Below are 24,701 nucleotides of genomic sequence, written 5' to 3'. Positions count from 1 at the left end.
TAATTGTATTATTCACCTCTATCAGAATTTCGTACTGTTTAATTTTATCGTCACGATTAAAGTTTCTATGAGGTGTATGTGTCTAGTCCCACTCTTACCGACAAAGTATTAAGAATGATCCGTCAGGATATTCTCGATGGCGAGCTTAAACCAGGTCAAAAACTCGTGGTTGCCGAACTCAAAGAGAAGTACAACGTAGGAGCGTCACCCATTCGAGAAGCATTGGTGCAATTATCTTGGAGCAAATACGTCAAACTCGAGCCGCAAAAAGGCTGCTGGGTTGCACCTGTATGTAAAGATGAGTTACATGACTTGTACGAAAGCCTGCAAATGGTCTCCGCATGCTTACTCAGTAAGGCAATTATGATTGGCGATGAAAAATGGGAACTGGATGTACTAACTGCTTATCACAAGTTATCCCGAGTAAAACCGGGCGAAAGCTTTTGCTGGAGGGAATGGGAAGAGCGCCAAAATCAGTTTCTTACTGCGCTGTTTGAAGGTGCTGGCTCTGTCAATATGTTTGGGTTTTTCCGCGATCTACTCACGCAAATTAAACGCTACCAATACTTCGCGATGCAGATTTTAGGCACAGGGACCCCTGGGCACTGTAATCTCGATGAGCAAGAAATACTGATGAAGGCATCACTAGACAAAAAGAGTCAGGATGCTTTAGGTTATCTAGAGCGTTATTTGAGACAGTCAATACAGTGTATCGAAGCCGCCATCGACAACCAATGTCGCATACTGGCTAGCGAATAACGCTGAGACTGAAAAAGCGGGGGTCTATCCCCGTTTTTTCGTTTTTGTAAAAGCACTAAGCAATATCATCATAACTATGACATAGCGATACGCAGTTACGCCCTGCACTTTTTGACTCATACAAAGCAATATCAGCACATTTATACGTTCTTGTACGATCAGAGGTTAAATCACTATACCCAGCACTGACAGTAATGCCTCTATCACTACGCATTTGAACCGCGACACGTAGCCTGTTCAATACAATTTCAGCCTCTTCTAGTGTTGTATGCGGCATAATCACTGCAAATTCCTCACCACCGACACGAGATACAAAATCTGTGCTGCGGACTTCTTCTAGGAGGGTTTCTGCGACACTACAAATCACCTTGTCTCCTTCGTCGTGGCCAAGCTCGTCATTAATACGCTTAAAATGGTCAATATCAAACAACGCCAAACAAGCAGGAGGGCTATCAGGATAGCGTTCAATAATCCCCGCATATTGCGCCAATTGCTCTTCAAATTTTCGGCGGTTCCACAACCCCGTCAAGCCATCTTTTTCGCTTAGGTTTCGTAATTTTTCTTCTAACTCTTTTTGCCCAGAGATATCCACCAGCGACGTAATGTAATAACTCACTTTACCTGATTTGGTTAAATTCGCCTGAATACGCATTATTGCGGTAAAGACTTGATTAAACTTAGTTCGACAACGAATCTCCCCTTCCCATACGTGTTCACTCTTCAATGCTTTCCAGATACTCAGGTTTGCTTCGAGATCTTCAGGTAAGAGAATTAAATGATGTGCACTCCAACCTTGGGCATGCTTGGTTGAGTAACCCATCATATTTTCAAACTCTTGATTAACCATGATGATTCTATGTGAAGCATCCGAGATCATCACCGCAGTCATACCATCAAGAGCAGCTCGAGCCAACTTCGATTCCATACTATGACGCCGATAATGCAGAGCAAGGGCTGCCGTCGGCAAAGTGAAGCCGAGCACCAAACTTAAAACAAAAAACGCTTCTTGGATTAAGTCATCAATATCCCTCTGAGCTCGGGATAATAACTGCTCATTGGTAAGATCAATAACCAGATGAAGAGGTTCGCTAGAAACAAACTGGATGGTGCGATACGCGACCAAATTCGAACCATTGTAAGCATAGCCCGAATCTTTTGAATTTAAACTACGCCAAATGTTTGGGTACATCCGGCCAAAATTAAATTGAGAGCGAGCGGGAATTATATGGCCATACAAACGAGCTGATTTAGGGCTATCAATGTAAAATCCGTCACTCTTAATCAGCTCAATATGGAAATCAAGCACTGACGAATAGTTGAGTCGAGAGGATAAATAGTCAATATCAACATTAAGCACAAGATACCCTTCGCGCTTTCCGTTAAGCGAAATAGGCATCAAAATACGCAGTGACGGGCTATAGGGATAGACTAACTCGCCATACTCTCGTTCTAAACCTATCCCCCACGAAGCGATTTCGCCATCGTCTAAGTTCTTAGCGAATTGAAAGTAATCTCGCTCTGACTTATTTTGCAATTTGATCGCGGGCAACGCAGCGCCTGTTTCAATCTCATAATTAATCCTCACTTTTTCTCGACCAGAAACATCAAGAAAGCGAATTTGCTTATACAACTTTTGATTGATTGCGACCGAGATCCACATGTCTTCTAAGATGGAACGGTTCACCCGGTTAGGTTGGCGCAGATATTCATACAGACTTTGGCTGTGACCAAGTAGGTCACTGATCGTTTCGATTTGATCCTGAATATTGCTGTATTCACGGCCAGTATAGGCCAATTGATGTAACGCTTCTTGAGCGGTGTTCTCAACATTGTTTTCTAACAACGTCAGATATTTCTGATAGTAGTAAGCGGCAGTGAGTGCACTAAAAAATAGTGCTGTCGCCAATAAGGTGCCGACTCGCTTAGGTACTTTCACACGTCTAATGCCTATCATGCTTACTAAAACGACAATTATATCATTAATTGTTATTTTCTAAACAAAAAAGCCACTTAGATTAAGTGGCTTTTCTATATGCAATCAGAGAGTTAAGGTTTGAGGGCTCGCTCTCCTCGCGCAATGCCAACGACACCACTACGAGCAACTTCGACAACTTCGGTCACTTCGGATATCGCTTGAATGAAGGCATCTAGCTTTTCACTCGTACCCGCAAGTTGTACGGTGTATTGGGAAGCCGTGACATCCACGATCTGGCCACGGAAGATGTCTGCCGTCCGCTTCACTTCTGCTCGCGCAAAACCACTGGCTTTCACTTTCACCATCATCAGTTCACGCTCAATGTGCTCATACTCGGTGACTTCTTGTACTTTCAGCACATCGATCAGTTTGTGTAACTGCTTCTGAATTTGTTCCAACTGCATCTCATCAGATGTCGTGGTAATGTTCATTCGCGACAGGGTTTCATCATCAGTCGGTGATACCGTCAAAGATTCAATGTTGTAACCACGTTGAGAGAACAAACCAACAACACGAGACAACGCACCCGGTTGGTTTTCCAATAGCAATGAAATAATGTGTCTCATATTAAGTTCTCTCCGTTTTGCTTAGCCACATTTTATCCATACCCTCACCTTTGATTTGCATCGGGTATACGTGTTCGGTTTCGTCTACGTTGATGTCCACAAACACCAGACGATCTTTCATATCCAACGCTTTTTGTAGCCCTTCTTCGAGCTGATCAGGCGTTTCGATACGAATACCGACGTGACCATAAGCTTCTGCAATCGCTGCAAAGTCAGGAACAGAACTCATGTAAGAATTAGAGTGACGGCCTTGATAAATAATGTCTTGCCACTGTTTTACCATGCCTAAGAATCGGTTGTTCAGGTTGATGATCTTCACCGGAATGTCGTATTGCATGGCTGTCGACAATTCTTGAATATTCATCTGAATACTGCCGTCACCAGTCACAACCACGACCTCTTCTTGTGGCATGGCAAACTTCACGCCCATGCCAGCCGGAAGACCAAATCCCATGGTGCCAAGACCACCAGAGTTTATCCAACGGCGCGGCTTATTGAATGGGTAGTACAGCGCCGCAAACATCTGATGCTGGCCCACATCAGACGCCACATATGCGTCGCCATTAGTTAGCTTGTGCAGCGTTTCAATTACTTGCTGTGGCTTGATTCGTTCTGGAGACGTTTCATAAGACAAGCAGTTGCGGTCACGCCATACTTGAATGTCATCCCACCATGCGGTGATAGCATCTTGATCATTTCCACTACCTTGCTCTGCAAGCAGCCCGAGCATGGTTGTCAGCACTTTTTCCGCAGAACCTACGATCGGCAAATCTACTTTCACGTTTTTCGAGATCGATGACGGATCGATATCAATATGCATCACTTTTGCGTTTGGGCAGTACTTTTCAAGGTTGTTGGTTGTACGGTCATCAAAACGCACACCGATACCAAAAATAAGATCCGCTTCATGCATTGCCATATTAGCTTCGTAAGTGCCGTGCATACCCAACATGCCCAGTGAGTTTTTATGTGTACCCGGGAATGCCCCCAAGCCCATCAAAGTACTCACTACTGGTAGGTTCAGTTTGTCGGAAAGCTCTAAAATATGTTCATGGGCGCCAGAAATCACCGCACCACCACCGATATAAAGCACTGGTTTTTTCGCTTCTAATAGCGATTTAAGCGCTTTTTTAATCTGGCCTTTATGGCCCGAAGTTGTCGGCTTGTAAGAGCGCATAGAAAGCGTTTCTGGATATTGATAAGGCAGTTTGATTTGCGGGTTCATTACATCTTTTGGCAAATCAATCACAACTGGACCAGGTCGACCTGTAGTCGCGATATAAAACGCTTTTTTGATTGTTTCAGGAATATCTTCCGCTTTTTTTACTAAAAAGCTGTGTTTGACCACTGGGCGGGAGACACCGACGATGTCACACTCTTGGAAAGCATCATTACCAATTAGGCTATTTGGTACGTTACCCGAGATAACGATCATTGGGATAGAGTCCATATACGCTGTTGCAATACCCGTAATGGTATTGGTAGCGCCCGGCCCCGAGCACACAAGTACGACACCCGGTTTACCGGTAGCTCGAGCGTAACCATCTGCCATATGAGTGGCGGCTTGCTCATGCCTTACAAGTACGTGTTTGATTTGATCGGTTTTGGCATGCAGTGCATCGTAGATATCCAAAACAGAGCCACCTGGGTAGCCAAAGATCTGCTCTACGTGCTCTTCTATCAGAGATTGAACCACCATCTCTGCGCCTGACAACATTGCTGTCATAATTGCTCTCCTTAGCCAGTTTCCTCACCGTAAGGTCAACGGATTGGTCTGGTTTTACATAGTCTAGGTCTTATTCGTAGCCTAATCGAAATACTTCCACGTTTTCGGCTATGTCTTGCGTTCGTCATAACATCCCGCAAGGTTACCCAACAAATGTAACGTTTTATTATCAAAGGGTCTAATGAGAGATTGGTCTACTTTTTAAACAAGATACTAGTAATTAGAATGTTAGTAGGAATAGCAGCCACACATCTCCTATTTCACAGTACAACCTAAAAAATTAACGCTTAAAAAAAGAACATTATTTCATAAGCTTTTAGCTACAGGGTGCTAAATAGCGTTATTTGACGAGCAGAACAGAAAAAATCAATACAAACAAAAATCCCCAGCAATGCGCGATCACATCACTGGGGATTTTTTCATCAATATAAAATCTAAGTCAGCTTAAGTTACTTTTTATCCGACTTTTCCTTATACATTTCTTCAATTTCATCTTGGTATTTGTCATTGATGACTTTACGACGAAGTTTTTGAGTTGGCGTTAACTCACCATCATCCATAGAGAAAGCTCTTGGTAACAGTTTAAACTTCTTCACTTGTTCAAACTTTGCCAACTCTTTTTGAAGATCGTTCACACGCTTCTCAAGCATTTCGACCACCTGGTGGTGCTTAATCAACTCAACGCGATCGTGATATTTGATATTCAGCTCTTTCGCGTACTCTTCTAGCGAGTCATAACAAGGCACGATAAGCGCAGAAACAAACTTACGAGTATCCGCAATGACTGCGATTTGCTCGATAAAGTGGTCTTTACCAATCGCACCTTCAATCATTTGTGGAGCGATGTATTTACCACCTGAAGTTTTCATCAACTCTTTGATACGATCGGTGATGAACAAATTGCCATTTTCATCAATGTAACCAGCGTCGCCCGTTTTTAGGAAACCGTGCTCATCAAAGGTCTTTTCCGTCTCTTCTGGCATTTTGTAATAGCCACGCATCACCATTGGACCACGAACCAGAATCTCGTTGTTTTCGCCGATCTTAACCTGTGCGCCAGGCATCGACATACCAATAGAGTCGGGGTTAAAACATTTATCATCCCAACACGATACTGTCGCAGTGGTTTCAGTCATGCCGTAGCCCAACTTAACGTTGATACCAATCGCATGGAAGAATCGACCGATGGTTTCATCCAACTTTGCACCGCCACAAGGCATAAAGTTGATTTGCCCGCCAAGTAGCGCACGCAGTTTGCTCAGAACCAACTTATCCGCCAAAGCGTATGACTTACGCAGCAAGAGCGATGGCTGACGTTTTTCTTGATGACAAGCGGCCATTTTTGCGCCCATGTTGACTGCCCAAGTAAACATGATCTTACGGTGAATCGGCGCGCGAGACACTTTCTCGTGAATCGCAGAGAAGATCTTCTCATAGAAACGCGGTACGGCACACATCACGGTAGGTCGCACCTGGCTCAGTGCATCACGTACTTGCATGGTGTCTTGCAAATAGCAGTTGGTCGCCCCTTTGTACAATACATAAAAGGTCCAAGCGCGCTCAAATACGTGTGACAACGGAAGGAAACATAATGACACGTCACTTTGAGAAAGGCTCAAGCGCTGATCGTGCCCTTCCAATTGCGCCGCAATGTTTGCGTAGTCCAACATAACGCCTTTTGGCTGGCCTGTTGTACCCGAGGTGTAGATCAGCGTGAGTAGATCATCTTCTTTTGCCTGATCTAAACGCGCGTCCAATTCAACTTGATATATAGCGTCGCCTTTGGCAACAAATGCTTGCCAAGAGATAACGAAATCATGATCGCCAAGTTCTATATCATCAGACATCGCAACAATGAGCTCTAACTGTTCGCACTGGTCGAAAATGCTCACTGCTGCATCAAATTGAGGCTGTTCACCAACAAACAGAACTTTTACGTCTGCATTGTTAATGATGTACGCCGACTGGGCGGCAGTATTGGTTGGGTAAATAGGTACTGTCACGCTGCGTAATTGCAGTGCTGCGATATCAGCGATCGTCCATTGCGGCATGTTGTTCGAGAAAATGCCGATCTTATCTTGGACTCCTAATCCCTGAGCCAAAAGTGCAAGTGATAAAGCATCAACTTGCTGACCAAATTGCGTCCACGTAATACCTTGCCACTCCTCACCCACTTTATGCTTGAGTGCAACGCGTGTACCACCGTTCGCAATTTGTTCACGAATACGTTTAACGATATGAAAATCTAACTTGGCCATTCTTTTACTTACCTTTTGGCTTACAGGCGTAAGCTAATTGAGCGAACAAGTGTACTCACGGCTTGCTAAAACGCAACTGACCAGTATCAAACTTATCACTAATAAGAGACAACTATCACTTATACGTCGCGAACGTACCTCAAATTGCTGAATGATTACTCTATTTAACTTACTGTTTCGATTGTTGATTACGAAAACAAAAAGCCCCGAGAGACAAAAACCGCTCGGGGACCAATGAATTGTAAAAATTGATGATTACCAATATGGTCTAATCGAGAAGACCAAACGTCATCTTATTTTGCGGCAACGACTTCACCACAAGTGATCATCAGTTGATCGCGTAGCCAAATGTGGCCTTTATCTTTTTCACTTGATTCATGCCAGCTTAAGAAGCCGCTGATTTCTTTGTTTGCAAATGGGAAATCAAGAATTTGCAGTTGATCGCTGTTTACCGCATTTTCCGCCATCCAACGTGGTGCAATAGTCACAAGCTCAGATTGACCCACCACGTATAGTAGGTTGCTTAAACTAGAACCTTCATACGCCGCTTGGCAATCCAGTTCACGGTACGCTTGCTCTGAGAAACTACGTTGGCCATGCACTTTCGATAACTTCGCATGCTTTTCGTTAAGCAGTTGCTCAGCCGTCACACCACCTTGAATGCGTGGGTGTGTTTTTGATGCGATAACCACTAATTCATCTTTGAAGATTTCAGTACTTGAGAAACCTTGCTCATCAAAACGAGCGTAGTCGATCACGAAATCAATTTCTTGGTAGCGCATACGCTCAGACAACAAACGGTCAAATTCTGCATCTAGGTGAAGCTGAACGTTTGGTGCTTGTTGATTCACTTTTGCCATGATCTTCGGAGCAAAACGCATGTCACAAGGGCTGCAAATCGCAAGCTTGAATAAGCGAGTCGAAGATTCTGGTTGGAATACAGAGCTAGGAAGTTCATTGCGAATCAGCTGTAGTGCTTGGCGAATAGGGCCAAACAGTTGACGAGCTCGTTGCGTAGGCTGAATACCACGGCCTTGGCGCATGAATAGCTCGTCGTTAAACATCACTTTTAAGCGTGCCACGGCGTTACTTACTGCCGGTTGAGACATGCCTAGGTTATGTGCTGCACGAGTAATATTTTGCTCTTGCATTACAGCATCAAATACAGTCAGTAGGTTTAAATCTACACCACGCAAAGTGCTTTCCATACGGTAGCTAGCAATTGCGCTCATCGCGTCTTTCTTCTCTAACATTGAGTGCGCCTCTTTTGTAATCGTCAACTTTGTTCATTAAATTCATAACGAATAGAATCCCATCTCGCACAAAAGACGGCGGCTGGATTCGAATCATTTTACGAATAGATAACCTAACTTTTTATTATATTTATCGTCCGGATACTTCCGGCTCGAACTGTACTATCAACTAATCGATTGCGGTTTCGCAACTAGATTGATATTTAATCAGTAAATTTTAGCCAATTAGGTATTTATTTTTTAAATAACAAAGACTTGATAAAAACATAAAAAACTATAAAACACGTAAAAATGCATTCTTTGAGGACGTATTTAGCAAATTGATAGGACAGGCGGTCAACACAAGCATGCATTTAGCTCAGTTATTAGTTGGAATAAGAACAACAGATGACAGCTATATCTCTGATTGAATTTTGCACTTATCAGTCAAATTATCAGCAAATACACACTGAATAGAAATGAGAGAGGAAGAATAAAAATGCAGCCTTCCAAACAGAAAGGCTGCAACAAAATCGTGTCAAAAATGGAAGGAACAATGTACTTAGAACAACGTACTTAAATGTTCGACACGTAACTTGGAAAATCAACCTGCTCCCACAGCTGTCTGGATAACTCTGCTTTTGAATCCCATGCACCTTGCAGTACCCAATGAACAATAGCCTGAGCAACATCTGGGTATTTCACACTTTCGGCTTGTTGCTCCTTTAGCCACTGGCGTACTGCGGAAATGTCTAAGCTCTCCATCGACATCGCAAGCCCTAAATCTTCTAAGGTCGCAACATTGCTCTGCTGCTCGAATTGACCCGCGAGTGGCTTTAGTAACAATTTTTTCCCCAAAGACAAGGCTTCTGAAGGAAGCTCAAACCCACCATTAGCAATGACACCACTACAGCGATGCAAATGATGCTGGAAGTTGCTGTGGCATAAAGGGCGCAGTTCTATGTTTTCTACCTGCTCACATTCGATCACATCCGGGTGATAACAGATAAACGCTTGTTGATTAAAGTGGAACAATAAGTCTGAGATATCTTCAATCGATTCGAACGGTAGATACACCAACACGAAGTCGTCGTTTTCTGCTTGGCTATCGACGGTATGCACTATCGGTGGTAACAAAGGTTGATCAAAATGATGCCAATGCAAACCAAGGTGGTGTTGAGAAGGCGCAAAGTATTCAATGACGGATTTATCTAACCAACTTGCTCCCTTTAGTGGCACCGGATAACGGAAAGCATTTTGGTGGCTGATACCAATAGAAGGCTTATTTTGTTGTCTCGCTGCCCACGCAGTCACAGGTTCGAAATCATTAATGATAAGATCGTAGGACGATAGATCGAGTTGCTTAACTTCTTTGAAAAACTGCACCAAATTGTTATTCAATGCTGTTTTCGCGTAGTTTACAGAGCCTTTTTCGGTAATAAAGGTGAAGCCTCGGCGAGTCTGGTAATCGCCAAATGCTTCCATTGAAAAGTATTTTTCCGGCGCTCGCCCAGAAAACAAAAAGTCGACCTCAACATCGTGCTCTTTAAACGCATGACTCATCGCCCTTGCGCGTGCAATATGTCCGTTTCCTGTCCCTTGAACACCGTACAAGATTTTCATCAATTAGCCTCCTAACATCGCAATCGCTAATCCACCACAAAGACTGCCAAGCAGTGCACCAATGATGACATCGGTAAAAAAGTGCACACCCAATAAGATTCGCGCGGTTCCGATTAAACTTGCCCAAAAGAATGCAGCAACGCCTAGGCTCGGATAGAAATGATCAATCAGCGTCGCCATGACAAACGCAGCGGCAGTGTGTCCTGAAGGAAGACTATAGCGATCAGAGGGGGTAATAAAAGCAGGAAGGAGTGCACTAAGCTCTTCAGGGCGACGACGCTTAAAACTATTTTTCAGCGTCCAATAAATTGGTAGCTCGATAGCAAAAGCAAGTAAACCCGCCAGTAAAAACCAGACTCCTTGCTCCTTATCTAAATACCAAGCTAATAACCCCAACACCAAGTAAAGATGCCCGTCACCACTGTGGGAAACTCCTTTACTGATATTGGCGACTTGTTGATTAAAACGGTGCTTAAGACAAACACTAGAGAGCGCTAAATCAAACTTAGCAATGGTTGCAATTGGCTGTGTAATTGTCTCTATGGTTCTCATGTGACCTTTCCTTACTTTGACAACGCCTTTTTGTGAAAAGTAGGAGGTTTAGGTGACAACAGCATGACGGGAGTTTGGACAATTAATGACAAAGGCCAAATTAAGGTGTGCCCAACGATTTATCTATTGGGCATAACCATAAAAATAGAACATTAAGAAGGGTTTGATGGTTGCGGTTGAGGGGTGTCTATATACCAGACTTTTCTCTTCTTGCGGCAGGCGCGCAAAGAGCCTGTCGTCATGTCACCATCTTTTGTTAGCTCATAGCTCAGTGAGCGGCAAGTATAGTTTCCCGACAGTTCATGCTCTATACTCGTTTTCTCCGTTTTACTCGAGTTAGGCTCTAGTAGAGGGTTAGGCTGAGTAGATAAAATGTCACGATTTATCACATTGCTGCGCGCATAATCCTTATGGACATAACCTTTTATCACTCCTTTCTGTTCAACGAGAAACCAAGGTTGATCAACCACTTTTGCTAGCACATTAAAGACTTCCCCTTTCGATAATACGCCAAGCTTTGCCCCTTCAAGACTCGGTTTGGAGCGTAGGTTTAATGTGGTCTTAGAGCGGTAAGAGACATCCATAAACTCTACTGGGTTTGAGGTATCGACACCTTCAGTGGTTGGTCGGAAAACTTCCGCTTGCTGTTTCTCACTAGGCTGGACACGGATCTTCCACCAAGAATACGTTTCCGGATCTTTACCTTTAAACTTATTTCGGCTGTCAGACTCAAGGGCAACAAGCATCTGATTCAAGAACGATTCGCGTCCTTCATAACTCAAAAATCGATCCATTTGATCATTGATGACCATGACGCTCTGTGAGTGATCATTCATAACAACGGGGGAAGCCACTTCCACATAGGTCTGCGATTGAAACAGCTGACAACCCGACAAGCTGACCAGAGTAAGTACTATGGCTGAACGTCCAAATTGTTTTGTTAACCTCATTCTTTCCCTAACCCTTATATTTCTTTTACCTAGTGCAACTGCACTACTATAAATGGTCATTCAAAACTTTTGCCAAACAATTCGGACCTTTGTGTGACAAGTCGCAATCCCGATGCTTGTTTTGGTAATGAAACGTCGCAAACTTGATGAGAACTTACTTCTTCTAGCACGTTTCTATCGCATCATGTTGTTTCACTTAGTGCATCATTTTTTTCAAGCAAACGAAAAGACTCATCCGATATGAATAAAAAATCGACTTTAGGGTTGACGCGCTTCATGGAGTGCGGTACTAATTTGTTAACTTAATTATGTGGAAAGCTTAACAACTATGTCAGCTCATTTTTCTATCCTGCTTAGCCTCCTCCTGATCGTGACCAGTTCGCGCGGGTAGGCTGTGGAAGAAAAATAACCACACCAATTTCTAAGAACCCGCATGAGAATGCGGGTTTTTTTATATCTAAATACTGGAAGTAAACGATTCACTTGCGCGAAAGTGCAGAAATCAGGAAGGAAGCAAACATGAACGATCAGGTCATTATATTCGACACCACATTGCGTGATGGCGAGCAAGCGTTGTCAGCAAGCTTGACGGTTAAAGAAAAACTGCAGATTGCCTATGCGCTGGAAAGACTCGGCGTTGATGTTATCGAAGCTGGCTTCCCAATCTCTTCACCAGGTGATTTCGAGTCTGTACAAACCATCGCAAAAAACATAAAAAACAGTCGAGTTTGTGCCCTTTCGCGTGCCGTTGCGAAAGACATTGATGCTGCCGCTGAAGCATTAAAAGTGGCTGACCAATTCCGTATCCACACGTTTTTAGCCACTTCCACCATTCACGTAGAAGACAAACTACGCCGCAGCTACGACGATGTACTAGAAATGGCAGTCAACGCCGTTAAACATGCACGTAACTACACTGATGATGTCGAGTTTTCTTGTGAAGATGCTGGTCGTACTCCAATCGACAACCTATGTCGCATGGTAGAAGCCGCCATCAATGCAGGTGCGAGTACAATCAACATTCCAGATACCGTTGGCTACACCGTACCAAGTGAGTTTGGTGGGATTATTGAAACTCTATTTAACCGCGTTCCGAACATTGATAAAGCGATCATCTCCGTTCACTGTCACGACGATTTGGGGATGTCAGTTGCCAACTCTATTGCCGCCGTTCAAGCTGGCGCACGTCAGATAGAAGGCACGATCAATGGCATTGGAGAGCGAGCGGGTAACTGTTCACTTGAAGAGATCGCAATGATCATCAAGACTCGTCAAGAGTTTTTGGGCGTTCACACTGGCATTAAGCATGATGAAATTCACCGCACCAGTAAGTTGGTTAGCCAGCTATGCAATATGCCTATTCAAAGCAACAAAGCAATTGTGGGTGCAAATGCGTTTAGCCACTCTTCAGGCATCCACCAAGATGGCATGTTGAAGAATAAGAATACCTACGAAATCATGACCCCTGAGTCTATTGGCCTAAAAAACCAAGCTCTGAACCTAACCAGCCGCAGCGGTCGCGCTGCCGTGAAGAGCCATATGGACACCATGGGTTACAACGAAGACGAGTACAACCTAGACGCACTGTATGCGGATTTCTTGAAACTTGCTGACCGCAAAGGCCAAGTGTTCGATTACGACCTAGAAGCCCTAATGCACTTCTCGAACTTGCGTGAAGAAGATGACTTCTACAAATTGAGCTACCTAAGCGTGCAGTCTGGCAGCGTAATGGCTACCACCAGCATCAAAATGCAATGCGGTGATGAAGAAATGTGTGAAGCAGCGGTCGGTAATGGCCCAGTTGATGCGCTATACCAATGTATCTACCGCGTGACAGGCTACGACATCGTTCTGGATAAATTCGACCTAACCGCGAAAGGTGAAGGTGAAGATGGTTTGGGTCAAGCAGACATCATTGCCAACTACAAAGGTCGCAAATACCACGGTACGGGTGTTTCCACCGACATCGTTGAGGCTTCCGGCCAAGCATTATTGCACGTTATTAACAGCATTCATCGTGCAGATAAAATCGAAGAAATGAAGCAGAAAAAGATTGCGACTGTGTAATAACAACCGGGCTACACGGCTCAGGAAAGAACACGCTCGTTGAAATAATTAAGCTCAAAATTAGAAAACTTAAAGGATTAACATGACAGACAAATCGTACAAAATTGCCGTCCTACCCGGTGACGGCATTGGCCCGGAAGTAATGGCGCAGGCACATAAAGTATTGGATGCAATCGAAAAGAAACATGGTATTGCGTTTGAGCGTGACGAGCATGATGTAGGTGGTATCGCGATCGACAATCACGGTTGTCCACTTCCAGAGAGCACAATAAAAGCATGTGAAGAGTCTGATGCAGTCCTATTCGGCTCGGTTGGCGGCCCTAAGTGGGAGCACTTACCACCAAACGACCAACCTGAACGCGGTGCCCTACTTCCACTACGCAAACACTTCCAACTGTTCTGTAACTTACGTCCAGCGCAAATTCACTCAGGTCTTGAAGCTTTCTCACCGCTACGTGCAGACATCTCGGGTCGCGGCTTTGACATCGTGGTAGTCCGTGAACTGACGGGTGGTATCTACTTCGGCCAACCGAAAGGTCGTGAAGGTGAAGGCGCAACAGAAAAAGCATTTGATACTGAGGTGTACCACCGCTTTGAGATCGAACGTATTGCAAAAATCGCTTTTGAGTCTGCTCGTCTACGTCGCAAGAAAGTGTGCTCTATCGACAAAGCGAACGTTCTACAAAGCTCTATCTTATGGCGTGAAGTAGTCGAAGAAATCGCAAAAGACTACCCAGATGTCGAGTTGTCACACATGTACATTGATAACGCGACTATGCAGCTTATCAAAGACCCTGCTCAGTTCGACGTAATGCTGTGTTCAAACATCTTCGGCGACATCATTTCTGATGAATGCGCGATGATCACAGGCTCTATGGGTATGTTGCCATCAGCAAGTCTAAACGAAAGCAAATTCGGTCTGTACGAGCCAGCAGGCGGCAGTGCACCAGATATCGCAGGTAAGAACATCGCTAACCCTGTGGCACAAATCCTATCTGCTGCACTGATGCTGCGTTATAGCCTAGGTGAGGAAACAGCGGCACAAGACATCGAAACGGCAGTTTCAAAAGCACTATCAGCGGGTGAGCTAACGGGTGACCTTGCTGGTGACAACCCTGCACTTTCGACGTCTGAGATGGGCGATAAGATCGCTGAGTACATCTTAAACTCTTAATACAAAACAGATTCATAATAAATACTAAATCCTCTATCCACCAATGACTTACCTCTAAGTCATTGGTGCTAAAACAAAGCAACAAGGATAACGAGGAAAGGAAGCAAACAATGGGCAAAACATTATACGAAAAAGTCTACGACGCACACGTTGCCGTCGCAGCAGAAGGGGAAAACCCAATCTTGTACATCGACCGTCACTTGGTACATGAAGTGACGTCTCCGCAAGCATTTGACGGCTTGCGTGAAAAAGGTCGTAAAGTGCGTCAGGTCAGCAAAACTTTTGCCACCATGGACCACAACGTTTCGACAACCACCAAAGACATCAACGCATCGGGTGAGATGGCTCGTATCCAGATGGAAACGCTATCGAAAAACTGTGAAGAGTTTGGCGTTACGCTTTACGACATCAACCACAAATACCAAGGTATTGTGCATGTTATGGGCCCAGAGCTTGGTATTACCCTACCGGGCATGACCATTGTTTGTGGTGACTCACACACGGCTACACACGGTGCGTTCGGTTCTCTCGCTTTTGGTATTGGTACATCTGAAGTTGAGCACGTATTAGCAACTCAAACGCTAAAACAAGCGCGCGCTAAAACGATGAAGATCGAAGTAAAAGGCAAAGTGGCTCCGGGTATCACGGCTAAAGATATCGTGCTAGCCATCATCGGTGAAACCACAGCTGCTGGCGGTACAGGTTACGTAGTTGAATTCTGCGGTGAAGCGATCACAGACCTTTCAATGGAAGGCCGCATGACCGTATGTAACATGGCGATTGAGCTAGGAGCGAAAGCCGGTTTGATTGCGCCAGATGAAACCACGTTCGAATACATCAAAGGCCGTAAATTCTCACCTCAAGGTGCGGATTTTGATGCAGCAGTAGAGTACTGGAAGACATTAAAAACGGACGATGATGCTCAGTTTGATGCAGTCGTGACACTAAACGCAGCGGATATCAAACCACAAGTCACTTGGGGAACTAACCCAGGCCAAGTTATCGCGGTAGATCAACCTATCCCAGCACCAGAAAGCTTTGCCGACCCAGTAGAAAAAGCATCGGCAGAAAAAGCATTGGCTTACATGGGCCTAGAGGCAGGCAAGTCATTGTCTGATTACAACGTCGATAAAGTCTTCGTTGGTTCTTGTACTAACTCACGTATCGAAGACATGCGCGCAGCCGCTGAAGTAGCGAAAGGTCGCAAAGTCGCGCCTCACGTTCAAGCGCTAATCGTTCCTGGCTCTGAGCAAGTAAAAGCGCAAGCAGAAGCGGAAGGCTTGGACGTTATCTTTAAAGAAGCGGGCTTTGAGTGGCGCCTACCAGGTTGCTCGATGTGTCTAGCAATGAACAATGACCGTTTGGGTCCACATGAACGTTGTGCGTCTACTTCAAACCGTAACTTTGAAGGCCGCCAAGGTCGTGATGGCCGTACCCACCTAGTGAGCCCTGCGATGGCAGCGGCAGCAGCAATTGCTGGTCACTTTGTAGATATTCGTGAACTAGACTAAGGAGCAAACCAATGTCTGGCTTTAAACAACACACAGGCTTAGTTGTTCCTCTAGATGCAGCGAACGTTGATACTGATGCCATCATTCCAAAGCAGTTCCTACAAAAGGTCTCCCGCCTAGGGTTTGGTAAGCACCTATTCCATGACTGGCGCTTCCTAGACGATGCTGGCGAACAGCCAAATCCAGAGTTCGTGATGAACGCACCTCGCTACCAAGGCGCATCTATCTTGCTGGCTCGTGAGAACTTCGGCTGTGGCTCATCTCGTGAGCACGCACCGTGGGCACTAGCGGATTACGGCATCAAAGCGATGATCGCTCCAAGCTTTGCCGATATTTTTTACGGCAACTCGATCAACAACCAAATGGTACCAGTTCGCTTGACTGAGCAAGAAGTGGATGAAATCTTCCATTTTGTTGAGGCGAATGAAGGTGCAGAAGTCGAGGTCGACCTAGAAGCGAATGTGGTTCGCGCCAACGGCAAAGAGTACAGCTTTGAAATCGATTCGTTCCGTCGTCATTGCTTGCTAAACGGTTTGGACAACATTGGCCTAACCCTTCAACACGAAGATAAGATTGCCGAGTACGAAGCGAATATCCCAAGCTTCTTAAGCTAATTAAAATCGTAATTTAAACAAACAAAAGGTTGGCTTATGCCAACCTTTTTTCTTTTATTTTCATTGCCTCAAGAAAGAAACTTCGCCTTATGCAGGTCTACAATATCAATAAGGTTTTGACCCAAAGGTATCTCTATGAAACGTCTGTTATTACTCTTATGTGCGCTCGTTTCTTTCTCGACATTTGCCGCACCTAAATCCGACTTATGGCCGTATTGGAAACAATCGAATCAAGCCAATCAAAGTCAAATCTCTCATCAAGATTGGCAGCAATTGCTCGATGCTTATTTAGTTGAACAAGGCGAGAATACCTTATTTCGTTACAGCCAAGTCACCTCAGCCGATAAAACTAAGCTGAAACAATACATCCAACGTTTGGCAAAACTCGATCCTCGACAATACAACCAAGCGGAGCAATACGCCTACTGGGTAAACCTTTACAATGCCATCACTGTAGACTTAATCCTAGATAACTATCCTGTCGAATCGATTACCAAACTGGGTGGGCTATTTAGCTTTGGCCCTTGGGGGGATGATGTGGTCGTGGTCAACGGGAAGGATCTGACTTTAAACGATATTGAACATCGCATTTTACGTCCAATTTGGAATGACCCGAGAACACATTACGCGGTTAACTGTGCCAGCTTGGGATGCCCTAATCTGCAGTCTCAAGCATTCACTGCTGACAACACGCAAGTTCTACTGGATAGTGCCGCTAAAACATTTATTAACAGCAGCAAAGGCGTATCTATCCAAGGTAACACGGCACAGTTGTCTTCTATTTATGATTGGTTTGCAACGGACTTTGGTGGAGAAAAACAAGTCTTCAACCACATCGCAAAGTACGCACCGCAATACAAAAATTTCTCTGGTAAAGTGAAATACGAATACGATTGGGACTTGAATCAAGCCAACTAAACTGCGGAGATTTGAGGTCAATTAGCGTTAGGATCATGATAGGCCAAAAGCTAAAGACACCGGCAACTCAAAGACTAAGACATGAAAAAAAGGGCACTCTGTGCCCTTTTTTAAATCCAATACCTGATAGAAAACGTCCGACTACTTGAAGCCTTTGACTTTCTTAATCAGATCGTAAGCGTTTTGAATCTCTTGAGATTTCTCTTTCGCGACGTTCATCATCTCTGGTGGTAAACCTTTAGCCATCAATTTGTCCGGGTGATGCTCGTTCATCAGTTTACGATAAGCACGCTTAACGGTTTTACTGTCGGCATCTGAAGACACATCCAGAATTTTGTACGCGTCGGCCAACTGATCCGCTTGTGAAGCTTGTTGCCAGCTACCACCTGAAGATTGGCCTTGATGCTGACCATGAAAACCGCCCTGGCTTTGGAAACGAAATGCGGCTTCTTGCATTTGCAAACGACGCTCTAATTGCTCAGAAGAGAAACCCAAACCACGTGCAATCTTGTGTAGTACATTTCGTTCACTCGGGTGGATCGAGCCATCTGCAAAGGCCGCCGAGATTTGCAGCTCTAAGAAAAATTGCAACAAGTCAAAGCGACCAGCTGTCGAAATTTTCACACGAACAAGAACATCTTCTAACGGAAAGTCGCTGTCTTTACCTTCACGAAACGCGTCTTGCGCTGCGCGACGCTGTTCGCCATGCAAATTCATGCGGTCCATCATGGCAGAAGCCAGTTGGATTTCCTCTTTGGTGACTTGGCCTTTCGCTTTTGCCACATGTCCCATTACCGCAAACGCCGCTTTAAAAAACTCTTCTTGGCGCTGAGCTTGACTTGGCCCTTTTCCAAAGCCGCCAGTAGAGAACCCGGCTTGACTCAAGCGACGTGCTTTATCGAATTGATGGCCAATAAATAAGCCAAAGAGTAAACCTAGCGGCCCGCCAAGTAACAAGCCAAAAAAGGCACCCAGAATTTTGCCAAAAATATGCATTATGTGTTCTCTATCAATGAATTTTTATCGACGACGGCGGTCTTATAGTGCCGGATGCAACGATTTCCTTTATGATAATGGAATTAGTTTTATTTCGGCTAGGCCATTTCGCCTGCTTATCTTTGCAGCTATTTTGTCGTCATTATGCCACAGTGAATCAATACGCTGGGATAAATGCGACTATAGTTGATTCATTTGGCTATTACGCTAGGGTACAACAAGCCCTATAGCCATCGAGTAGTAGTGACACAGGAAAGTTCAATTCAATGCAACATTTCTCCCGCACATGTTTAGCGGCCTCTATCAGCACCGCCTTGTTTGTACCCACCACTCAAGCTGAAGCGAATATCCATGATAGTGTGCAGGAAATGCCCGCCACAGATCAATGTTTGGTCGATACAAGTGGCGAGGAGGACGCTCTTAATACCCCAGTAGTGGTAGAAGCTGACACCCTGCAAGCCATCAATGGTGACAAAGCTCAGTACTCAGGTAATGTACAAGTCACCCAAGGCCAGAAGAAAATTACCGCAGATAGCGTAACGCTGCACCAACAAGACAACGTCGTGGTTGCCGAAGGCAACGTGACTTTCAATGACGGCCAAGTCAAAGCTCGATCTGATCGTGTTACTAACGACATTAATCAAGATACGTTTTCACTTGAGAACACCGATTATCAGTTCCTTTGCCAACAAGGCCGAGGCACTGCAGCCTATATCGCTCGCACAGGTCAGTCGGTTTATGAACTCGAAGACGGCTCTATCACATCGTGCCCTCAAGGCGATAATTCATGGCGATTGGTTGCGTCAGGCATCGATGTTGACCAAGATGAAGAGACAGCGACGCTGCACCACCCTCGATTTGAAGTGTTAGATGTGCCTGTTTTCTATGTGCCGTATCTAACCATGCCAATTGGAGATACGCGTAAAACGGGTTTCCTCTTCCCTTCTTTATCGTACGGTTCTAGTGATGGTATGGAAGTCGAGGTGCCATTCTATTGGAACATCGCGCCTCAATATGACATGACACTCACCACGCTCTATATGCAGCAACGTGGTACAAAACTCGATACTGATTTCCGCTACCTAACAGATGGTTGGGGAAATGGGGAAATCAAAGGCGAATACCTCAATAGTGATCGCAAATATCAGGACGAGTCTCGTTGGGGCTACCAAGTTAAACACGACGGTATCATCAATAAACAGTGGATAGTCAAAGTCGATTACTCAAAAGTGAGTGATATTGATTACTTCCTCGATCTCGACTCCGATATTGGTAACCGTGAAGATGGTCAACTGGTTCAAGAAGGACAAGTACAATATCGTTCTGATTTCTGGGATGCTTCGTTAACCGTTCGTGACTTCCAAATCTTATTGAAAGAAGAGAACCGCCCTTATCGCCTGCTTCCTCAGTTAGACTTGAACTACTACACGCCATTGTGGGGAGACTACCTTAACTTTGACGTGAAGAGCCAAGTGAGCCGCTTCGATACCAGCGATGCTGCGCGACCAAATGCGACCCGTGTTCACATTGAACCAGGGCTTACATTACCACTCTCAAACTCATGGGCAACGTGGACAACAGAAGCGCGTGTGCTCTCTACGTATTACTCTCAAGACTTAACGGGTTTGACAGATGTAAACTTGCAAAACCAGTTGGATGATGAAGTTTCTCGTGTTATTCCTGAGTTCCGTACGCATGCGCAACTTTACTTAGAGCGAGATACAAGCTGGATCAAGGGCTACACACAAACACTGGAGCCTCAGCTACAGTACTTGTACGTACCTGAAGAAGATCAGACCAACATCTACAACTACGATACCACCTTGCTACAAACCGACTACTACGGGCTATTCCGCAGTCGTAAGTACAGTGGCATTGATAAAATCGCCTCGGCGAACCAGTTAAGCTACGGTGCGAGTACTCGCTTCTTTGATGATGACTATAAAGAGCGTCTTAACGTTTCATTTGGTCAGATTTACTACTTCGATAAAAAGACCAAACTGAGCAATAGTCCAAATCTTCCGGATGAGACCACCAATTACTCATCATGGGCGATTGAAGCTGATTTCAACTACAACGATTACTTGTTCTATCACGGTGGAATTCAATACGATATTGATTTGAGCTCCATGCAGTTGGCAAACAGTACCTTGGAATACCAATTCAACGGCGGCTTTATTCAGGGTAACTATCGCTACGTTACGCGTGAATACATCGAAGATACGATCATTCTCGAAAACCTAGACACAATTACTCGTAAAGGTATTTCTCAAGCAGGTATTGTAGCGGCCTACGAGTTCAACCCGAACTGGTCTGCGAGTGGTCAATACTACTACGACCTCAATGAAAATGCGGACCTAGAATGGTTAGCGAGCCTACGTTACCAATCTGACTGTTGGTACATTGGCGTCACTTACTCAAACCAATTGCTTGGTTGGGAAGACCAAGCTATCGGCAGCACCGGGGCATCACCTGAATACGAAAATAACTTCAGCGTTAACTTCGGTATTCAAGGCTTTGCGACCAACCAGCGTGAAGACACTGCTGTCAAAGAACTGGATGGTTCTGACAACGCGATTAAGTACGGCCGCCCATTCTATCTGAACAATTAATCAAAATAGGCGTCTTAAATGAATAAGACGCCTATTCAAAAATACTGACGGAATTTTAAATGAAAATTTGGAAATCAATCTTATTCACGACCCTACTCTCTTGCGGAGCGGTTGCAGCACCAGTAGAGATCGATAAGGTTGCGGTCATCGTGAACGACGGTGTAGTTCTACAAAGCGACATCGAAACAGCGATGAAAACGCTGCAAGCCAACGCTCGTCAAAGTGGAAAGAGCTTACCTTCTACCAGCGTGTTAAAAGAACAAGTCGTTGAAAAACTTATCATTGATACGTTGCAAGGCCAAGAAGCAGACCGTATTGGTGTGCGTATTGACGACAACCGTTTAAACCAAGCGATTGCAGAGATCGCACGTAATAATGAGCAATCGGTAGAACAACTCGCTGCTTCTGTAGAAAGTGAAGGTTTAAGCTACCCAGAATTCCGCGAACAAATTCGTAAGGAAATCGCCGCATCAGAAGCTCGCAATGCACTGGTTCGTCGCCGTATTAATATCCTTCCAGCAGAGGTCGATAGCCTTGCTGAGCAACTATCACAAGAAACCAATGCAACTGTTCAATACAAAATTGGACACATTCAACTGCGCTTCTCTGACGATAAAGAAAAATCTGCTGTAGAAGCAGAAGCTAAAGCGCTCGCGAAAAAGCTAAACGAAGGTGCAGATTTTACGGAGATGGCCTACACCTACTCTAAAGGTCCTAAAGCTTTACAAGGTGGTGATTGGGGCTGGATGCGTAAAGAAGAGATGCCAACCATCTTTGCTGATCAGATCAAGATGCAAAACAAAGGCAGCATTATTGGTCCATTCCGTAGTGGCGTTGGTTTCCACATCCTAAAAATAGAGGATGTCAAAGGCCTAGAAACGGTTGCGGTAACGGAAGTAAATGCGCGTCATATTTTGATTAAACCAACCGTGATTCTGAGCGACGAAGGGGCGAAGAAGCAACTGAATGAATTTGTACGCCGCATCAAAGCCGGTGAAGCAACGTTCGCTCAATTGGCAACACAATACAGTCAAGATCCTGGCTCGGCAGCACAAGACGGTGAACTAGGTTATCAAACACCAGATCTTTACGTGCCAGAATTCAAGCACCAAGTAGAAACTCTGCCAGTTGGCTCAATCAGCGAACCGTTCAAAACCGTTCACGGCTGGCATATCGTTGAAGTGTTGGATCGTCGCCAAGTTGACCGTACTGACTCAGCGATGAAGAACAAAGCTTACCGTATTCTATTTAACCGTAAATTTAATGAAGAAGCGGGCGCATGGATGCAAGAGCTACGCGCAAGTGCGTTTGTTGAAATCGTGGATGACAACAATGACAACTAATACAATTCGTAGAATTGTCGTAACCGCAGGGGAACCTGCGGGTATCGGCCCAGACTTAGTGCTTGCCCTATCGAAAGAAGATTGGGCGCACCAAATTGTCGTCTGTGCCGATAAGAATATGCTGACGGAGCGAGCCAAGCAGCTTGGCATCGAAGTCCAACTGTCTGATTACAATCCAGAAGAAGCACCTAAAGCACAAAAAGCGGGCACGCTTATCGTTGACCATATCCAAATATCGGAACCTGCGGTCGCAGGCGAGCTCAATGAAGCGAATGGCCACTATGTACTAAAAACGCTAGAAAGAGCGGCTTTAGGCTGTATGAATGATGAATTTGATGCTATTGTCACCGGCCCTGTTCATAAGGGGGTGATTAATCGCGCAGGTGTTGCATTCAGTGGTCATACTGAATTTTTCGCCGAGAAGTCACAAACGCCGCTAGTCGTAATGATGCTAGCAACGGAAGGACTACGCGTGGCGCTGGTTACAACACATATTCCTTTAGCTTATGCGTCCAAAGCTGTCACCGAAGAGCGATTAGAAAAAATCATCGATATTCTTCATAAAGACCTTGTAGAAAAGTTTGCTATCGCACAACCAAACATCTACGTTTGCGGGCTTAACCCTCATGCTGGCGAAGATGGCTGCTTAGGTCGTGAAGAGATCGAAACCATCACTCCAACACTGGAAAAAATTCGACAAGAAAAAGGTATCAACCTGATCGGCCCTCTGCCGGCTGATACCATTTTCAATGAAAAATATTTAAATGATGCTGATGCTGTTTTAGGCATGTACCATGATCAAGTATTGCCAGTATTAAAATACAAAGGCTTTGGTCGTTCAGTAAATATTACTCTTGGTCTACCTTTTATTAGAACATCGGTGGACCACGGTACTGCATTAGATCTGGCAGGGACAGGTCAAGCGGATACAGGGAGTTTCCGAACAGCGCTCACGCATGCGATAGATTTGGTAGAGAAGAAACAATGAGAAATGATGTCCATTTAGGACACAAAGCGCGTAAACGTTTTGGTCAAAACTTCCTGAACGATCCATACATTATTGATGGAATCGTATCAGCGATTAACCCAAAACCAGGTCAAAACCTGGTTGAAATCGGTCCTGGTCTTGGTGCAATCACTGAGCCAGTAGGTCGTGAAGTAGATAAGTTCACAGTTATCGAATTAGACCGCGATCTGGCGGAACGCCTACGTACTCACCCTGAACTGGCAGATAAGTTGACCATCCATGAGGGTGACGCTATGCGTTTTGACTTCACTCAACTAGTGAAGCCAAACAACAAGCTGCGCATTTTTGGTAACTTACCGTACAACATCTCTACACCATTGATGTTCCACCTTTTCGAGTTCCATAAAGACATTCAAGACATGCACTTTATGCTGCAAAAAGAAGTGGTAAACCGCTTAGCCGCCGGCCCTGGCAGCAAAGCTTACGGCCGTTTAACGGTAATGGCTCAGTACTACTGTAAAGTGGTACCGGTACTGGAAGTACCGCCAACGGCATTCGTTCCACCACCGAAAGTGGATTCTGCCGTTGTTCGTTTAGTGCCTTACGAAGAGTTGCCATGCCCGGCGAAAGATCTGCGTTTGCTCGATCGCGTTTGTCGTGAAGGCTTTAACCAACGTCGTAAAACAGTTCGTAACTGCTACAAATCGTTGTTAAGCACAGAAGTACTAGAAGAGCTAGGTGTTAATCCAAGCATGCGTCCAGAGAACCTGACGCTAGAACAATTCGTCGCAATGGCGAACTGGCTTGCGGATAACCCGCAGCACTAAGAACTCAAACAATGAGCCAAACCCTTGTAGG

At 44.9% G+C, this 24,701-nt stretch carries 19 protein-coding genes; 10 read left to right on the top strand and 9 right to left on the bottom strand.

The features are described from left to right. The first annotated feature begins 72 nt into the window (after positions 1-72). The gene (locus tag R7Z50_RS19085; protein WP_318149204.1) at positions 73-759 is read left to right on the top strand and encodes a GntR family transcriptional regulator; all 687 of its coding nucleotides are present in this window, start codon (positions 73-75) and stop codon (positions 757-759) included. Positions 760-814: 55 nt separating this feature from the next. Here the strand turns inward: R7Z50_RS19085 and R7Z50_RS19080 are convergent, their stop codons facing one another. From R7Z50_RS19080 to R7Z50_RS19045, 8 genes are all read right to left on the bottom strand, one after another. Continuing rightward, positions 815-2,695 (bottom strand): diguanylate cyclase, encoded by a 1,881-nt coding sequence (locus R7Z50_RS19080; protein WP_149192005.1) that lies wholly within the window; start codon positions 2,693-2,695, stop codon positions 815-817. Positions 2,696-2,805: 110 nt separating this feature from the next. After that, positions 2,806-3,300: an acetolactate synthase small subunit gene (gene ilvN / locus R7Z50_RS19075; protein WP_005379697.1), complete on the bottom strand. Its 495-nt coding sequence runs from the start codon at positions 3,298-3,300 to the stop codon at positions 2,806-2,808. Position 3,301: 1 nt separating this feature from the next. After that, the gene (locus R7Z50_RS19070) at positions 3,302-5,026 is read right to left on the bottom strand and encodes an acetolactate synthase 3 large subunit (RefSeq protein ID WP_005379695.1); all 1,725 of its coding nucleotides are present in this window, start codon (positions 5,024-5,026) and stop codon (positions 3,302-3,304) included. Positions 5,027-5,475: 449 nt separating this feature from the next. Further along, a complete protein-coding gene (locus R7Z50_RS19065) occupies positions 5,476-7,284 on the bottom strand; it encodes an AMP-dependent synthetase/ligase (RefSeq protein WP_005383062.1) in 1,809 nt (602 codons plus the stop codon). A 293-nt stretch (positions 7,285-7,577) separates the two neighbouring features. Continuing rightward, on the bottom strand, positions 7,578-8,537 hold the full coding sequence (calR, locus tag R7Z50_RS19060) for a LysR family transcriptional regulator CalR (RefSeq protein ID WP_005379693.1): 960 nt from the start codon (positions 8,535-8,537) through the stop codon (positions 7,578-7,580). 555 nt (positions 8,538-9,092) lie between these two features. Continuing rightward, a complete protein-coding gene (locus R7Z50_RS19055) occupies positions 9,093-10,139 on the bottom strand; it encodes an MJ1255/VC2487 family glycosyltransferase (protein WP_005379691.1) in 1,047 nt (348 codons plus the stop codon). 3 nt (positions 10,140-10,142) lie between these two features. Next, entirely contained in the window at positions 10,143-10,691 is a 549-nt protein-coding gene (locus R7Z50_RS19050) for a phosphatase PAP2 family protein (protein ID WP_005379690.1), read from the bottom strand. A gap of 152 nt (positions 10,692-10,843) precedes the next feature. Continuing rightward, on the bottom strand, positions 10,844-11,641 hold the full coding sequence (locus R7Z50_RS19045; RefSeq protein WP_025768373.1) for an SH3 domain-containing protein: 798 nt from the start codon (positions 11,639-11,641) through the stop codon (positions 10,844-10,846). Between the two features lie 519 nt (positions 11,642-12,160). On the opposite strand from R7Z50_RS19045, the gene leuA reads away from it, so the two are divergent. The 5 genes from leuA to R7Z50_RS19020 all read left to right on the top strand — a co-directional run bounded on the left by leuA (position 12,161) and on the right by R7Z50_RS19020 (position 17,925). Then, positions 12,161-13,708, top strand: coding sequence for a 2-isopropylmalate synthase (gene leuA, locus R7Z50_RS19040; protein ID WP_005379685.1), 1,548 nt, complete (start codon positions 12,161-12,163; stop codon positions 13,706-13,708). An 82-nt stretch (positions 13,709-13,790) separates the two neighbouring features. After that, positions 13,791-14,882 carry a 3-isopropylmalate dehydrogenase gene (leuB, locus tag R7Z50_RS19035; protein ID WP_005383068.1) on the top strand — a complete coding sequence of 364 codons (1,092 nt, stop codon included), beginning with the start codon at positions 13,791-13,793 and terminating at the stop codon, positions 14,880-14,882. 110 nt (positions 14,883-14,992) lie between these two features. Next, positions 14,993-16,393: a 3-isopropylmalate dehydratase large subunit gene (gene leuC, locus R7Z50_RS19030; RefSeq protein ID WP_005379681.1), complete on the top strand. Its 1,401-nt coding sequence runs from the start codon at positions 14,993-14,995 to the stop codon at positions 16,391-16,393. An 11-nt stretch (positions 16,394-16,404) separates the two neighbouring features. After that, entirely contained in the window at positions 16,405-17,007 is a 603-nt protein-coding gene (gene leuD, locus R7Z50_RS19025; protein WP_017633468.1) for a 3-isopropylmalate dehydratase small subunit, read from the top strand. Positions 17,008-17,142: 135 nt separating this feature from the next. Next, positions 17,143-17,925, top strand: coding sequence for a DUF547 domain-containing protein (locus R7Z50_RS19020; RefSeq protein ID WP_206970484.1), 783 nt, complete (start codon positions 17,143-17,145; stop codon positions 17,923-17,925). Between the two features lie 141 nt (positions 17,926-18,066). On the opposite strand, the gene djlA is transcribed toward R7Z50_RS19020, so the two are convergent. Then, positions 18,067-18,921, bottom strand: coding sequence for a co-chaperone DjlA (djlA, locus tag R7Z50_RS19015; protein WP_005383076.1), 855 nt, complete (start codon positions 18,919-18,921; stop codon positions 18,067-18,069). A gap of 266 nt (positions 18,922-19,187) precedes the next feature. Between djlA and lptD the strand changes: the two genes are divergently transcribed. Genes lptD through rsmA form a run of 4 tightly spaced genes read left to right on the top strand, consistent with a single transcriptional unit; the run spans position 19,188 to position 24,670 of the window. After that, positions 19,188-21,533, top strand: a complete 2,346-nt coding sequence (lptD, locus tag R7Z50_RS19010; RefSeq protein ID WP_262591201.1) for an LPS assembly protein LptD — start codon at positions 19,188-19,190, stop codon at positions 21,531-21,533. Positions 21,534-21,592: 59 nt separating this feature from the next. Then, positions 21,593-22,876: a peptidylprolyl isomerase SurA gene (gene surA / locus R7Z50_RS19005; protein ID WP_005379672.1), complete on the top strand. Its 1,284-nt coding sequence runs from the start codon at positions 21,593-21,595 to the stop codon at positions 22,874-22,876. Then, positions 22,866-23,864 carry a 4-hydroxythreonine-4-phosphate dehydrogenase PdxA gene (gene pdxA / locus R7Z50_RS19000; RefSeq protein ID WP_318149203.1) on the top strand — a complete coding sequence of 333 codons (999 nt, stop codon included), beginning with the start codon at positions 22,866-22,868 and terminating at the stop codon, positions 23,862-23,864. The genes surA and pdxA overlap by 11 nt, the downstream gene beginning before the upstream one ends. Next, the gene (gene rsmA / locus R7Z50_RS18995; protein WP_005379669.1) at positions 23,861-24,670 is read left to right on the top strand and encodes a 16S rRNA (adenine(1518)-N(6)/adenine(1519)-N(6))-dimethyltransferase RsmA; all 810 of its coding nucleotides are present in this window, start codon (positions 23,861-23,863) and stop codon (positions 24,668-24,670) included. The genes pdxA and rsmA overlap by 4 nt, the downstream gene beginning before the upstream one ends. The last annotated feature ends 31 nt before the right edge of the window (positions 24,671-24,701 follow it).

This window comes from Vibrio sp. 1249-1, assembly GCF_033340495.1.
This window is presented reverse-complemented; position numbering and strand designations above follow the sequence as displayed.

Coding starts and splice junctions, on each gene's coding strand:
- ilvN (WP_005379697.1), bottom strand. CDS start 3,300: ATGAGACACATTATTTCATTGCTATTGGAAAACCAACCGGGTGCGTTG.
- R7Z50_RS19070 (WP_005379695.1), bottom strand. CDS start 5,026: ATGACAGCAATGTTGTCAGGCGCAGAGATGGTGGTTCAATCTCTGATA.
- R7Z50_RS19065 (WP_005383062.1), bottom strand. CDS start 7,284: ATGGCCAAGTTAGATTTTCATATCGTTAAACGTATTCGTGAACAAATT.
- calR (WP_005379693.1), bottom strand. CDS start 8,537: ATGTTAGAGAAGAAAGACGCGATGAGCGCAATTGCTAGCTACCGTATG.
- R7Z50_RS19055 (WP_005379691.1), bottom strand. CDS start 10,139: ATGAAAATCTTGTACGGTGTTCAAGGGACAGGAAACGGACATATTGCA.
- R7Z50_RS19050 (WP_005379690.1), bottom strand. CDS start 10,691: ATGAGAACCATAGAGACAATTACACAGCCAATTGCAACCATTGCTAAG.
- R7Z50_RS19045 (WP_025768373.1), bottom strand. CDS start 11,641: ATGAGGTTAACAAAACAATTTGGACGTTCAGCCATAGTACTTACTCTG.
- leuA (WP_005379685.1), top strand. CDS start 12,161: ATGAACGATCAGGTCATTATATTCGACACCACATTGCGTGATGGCGAG.
- leuB (WP_005383068.1), top strand. CDS start 13,791: ATGACAGACAAATCGTACAAAATTGCCGTCCTACCCGGTGACGGCATT.
- leuC (WP_005379681.1), top strand. CDS start 14,993: ATGGGCAAAACATTATACGAAAAAGTCTACGACGCACACGTTGCCGTC.
- leuD (WP_017633468.1), top strand. CDS start 16,405: ATGTCTGGCTTTAAACAACACACAGGCTTAGTTGTTCCTCTAGATGCA.
- R7Z50_RS19020 (WP_206970484.1), top strand. CDS start 17,143: ATGAAACGTCTGTTATTACTCTTATGTGCGCTCGTTTCTTTCTCGACA.
- djlA (WP_005383076.1), bottom strand. CDS start 18,921: ATGCATATTTTTGGCAAAATTCTGGGTGCCTTTTTTGGCTTGTTACTT.
- lptD (WP_262591201.1), top strand. CDS start 19,188: ATGCAACATTTCTCCCGCACATGTTTAGCGGCCTCTATCAGCACCGCC.
- surA (WP_005379672.1), top strand. CDS start 21,593: ATGAAAATTTGGAAATCAATCTTATTCACGACCCTACTCTCTTGCGGA.
- pdxA (WP_318149203.1), top strand. CDS start 22,866: ATGACAACTAATACAATTCGTAGAATTGTCGTAACCGCAGGGGAACCT.
- rsmA (WP_005379669.1), top strand. CDS start 23,861: ATGAGAAATGATGTCCATTTAGGACACAAAGCGCGTAAACGTTTTGGT.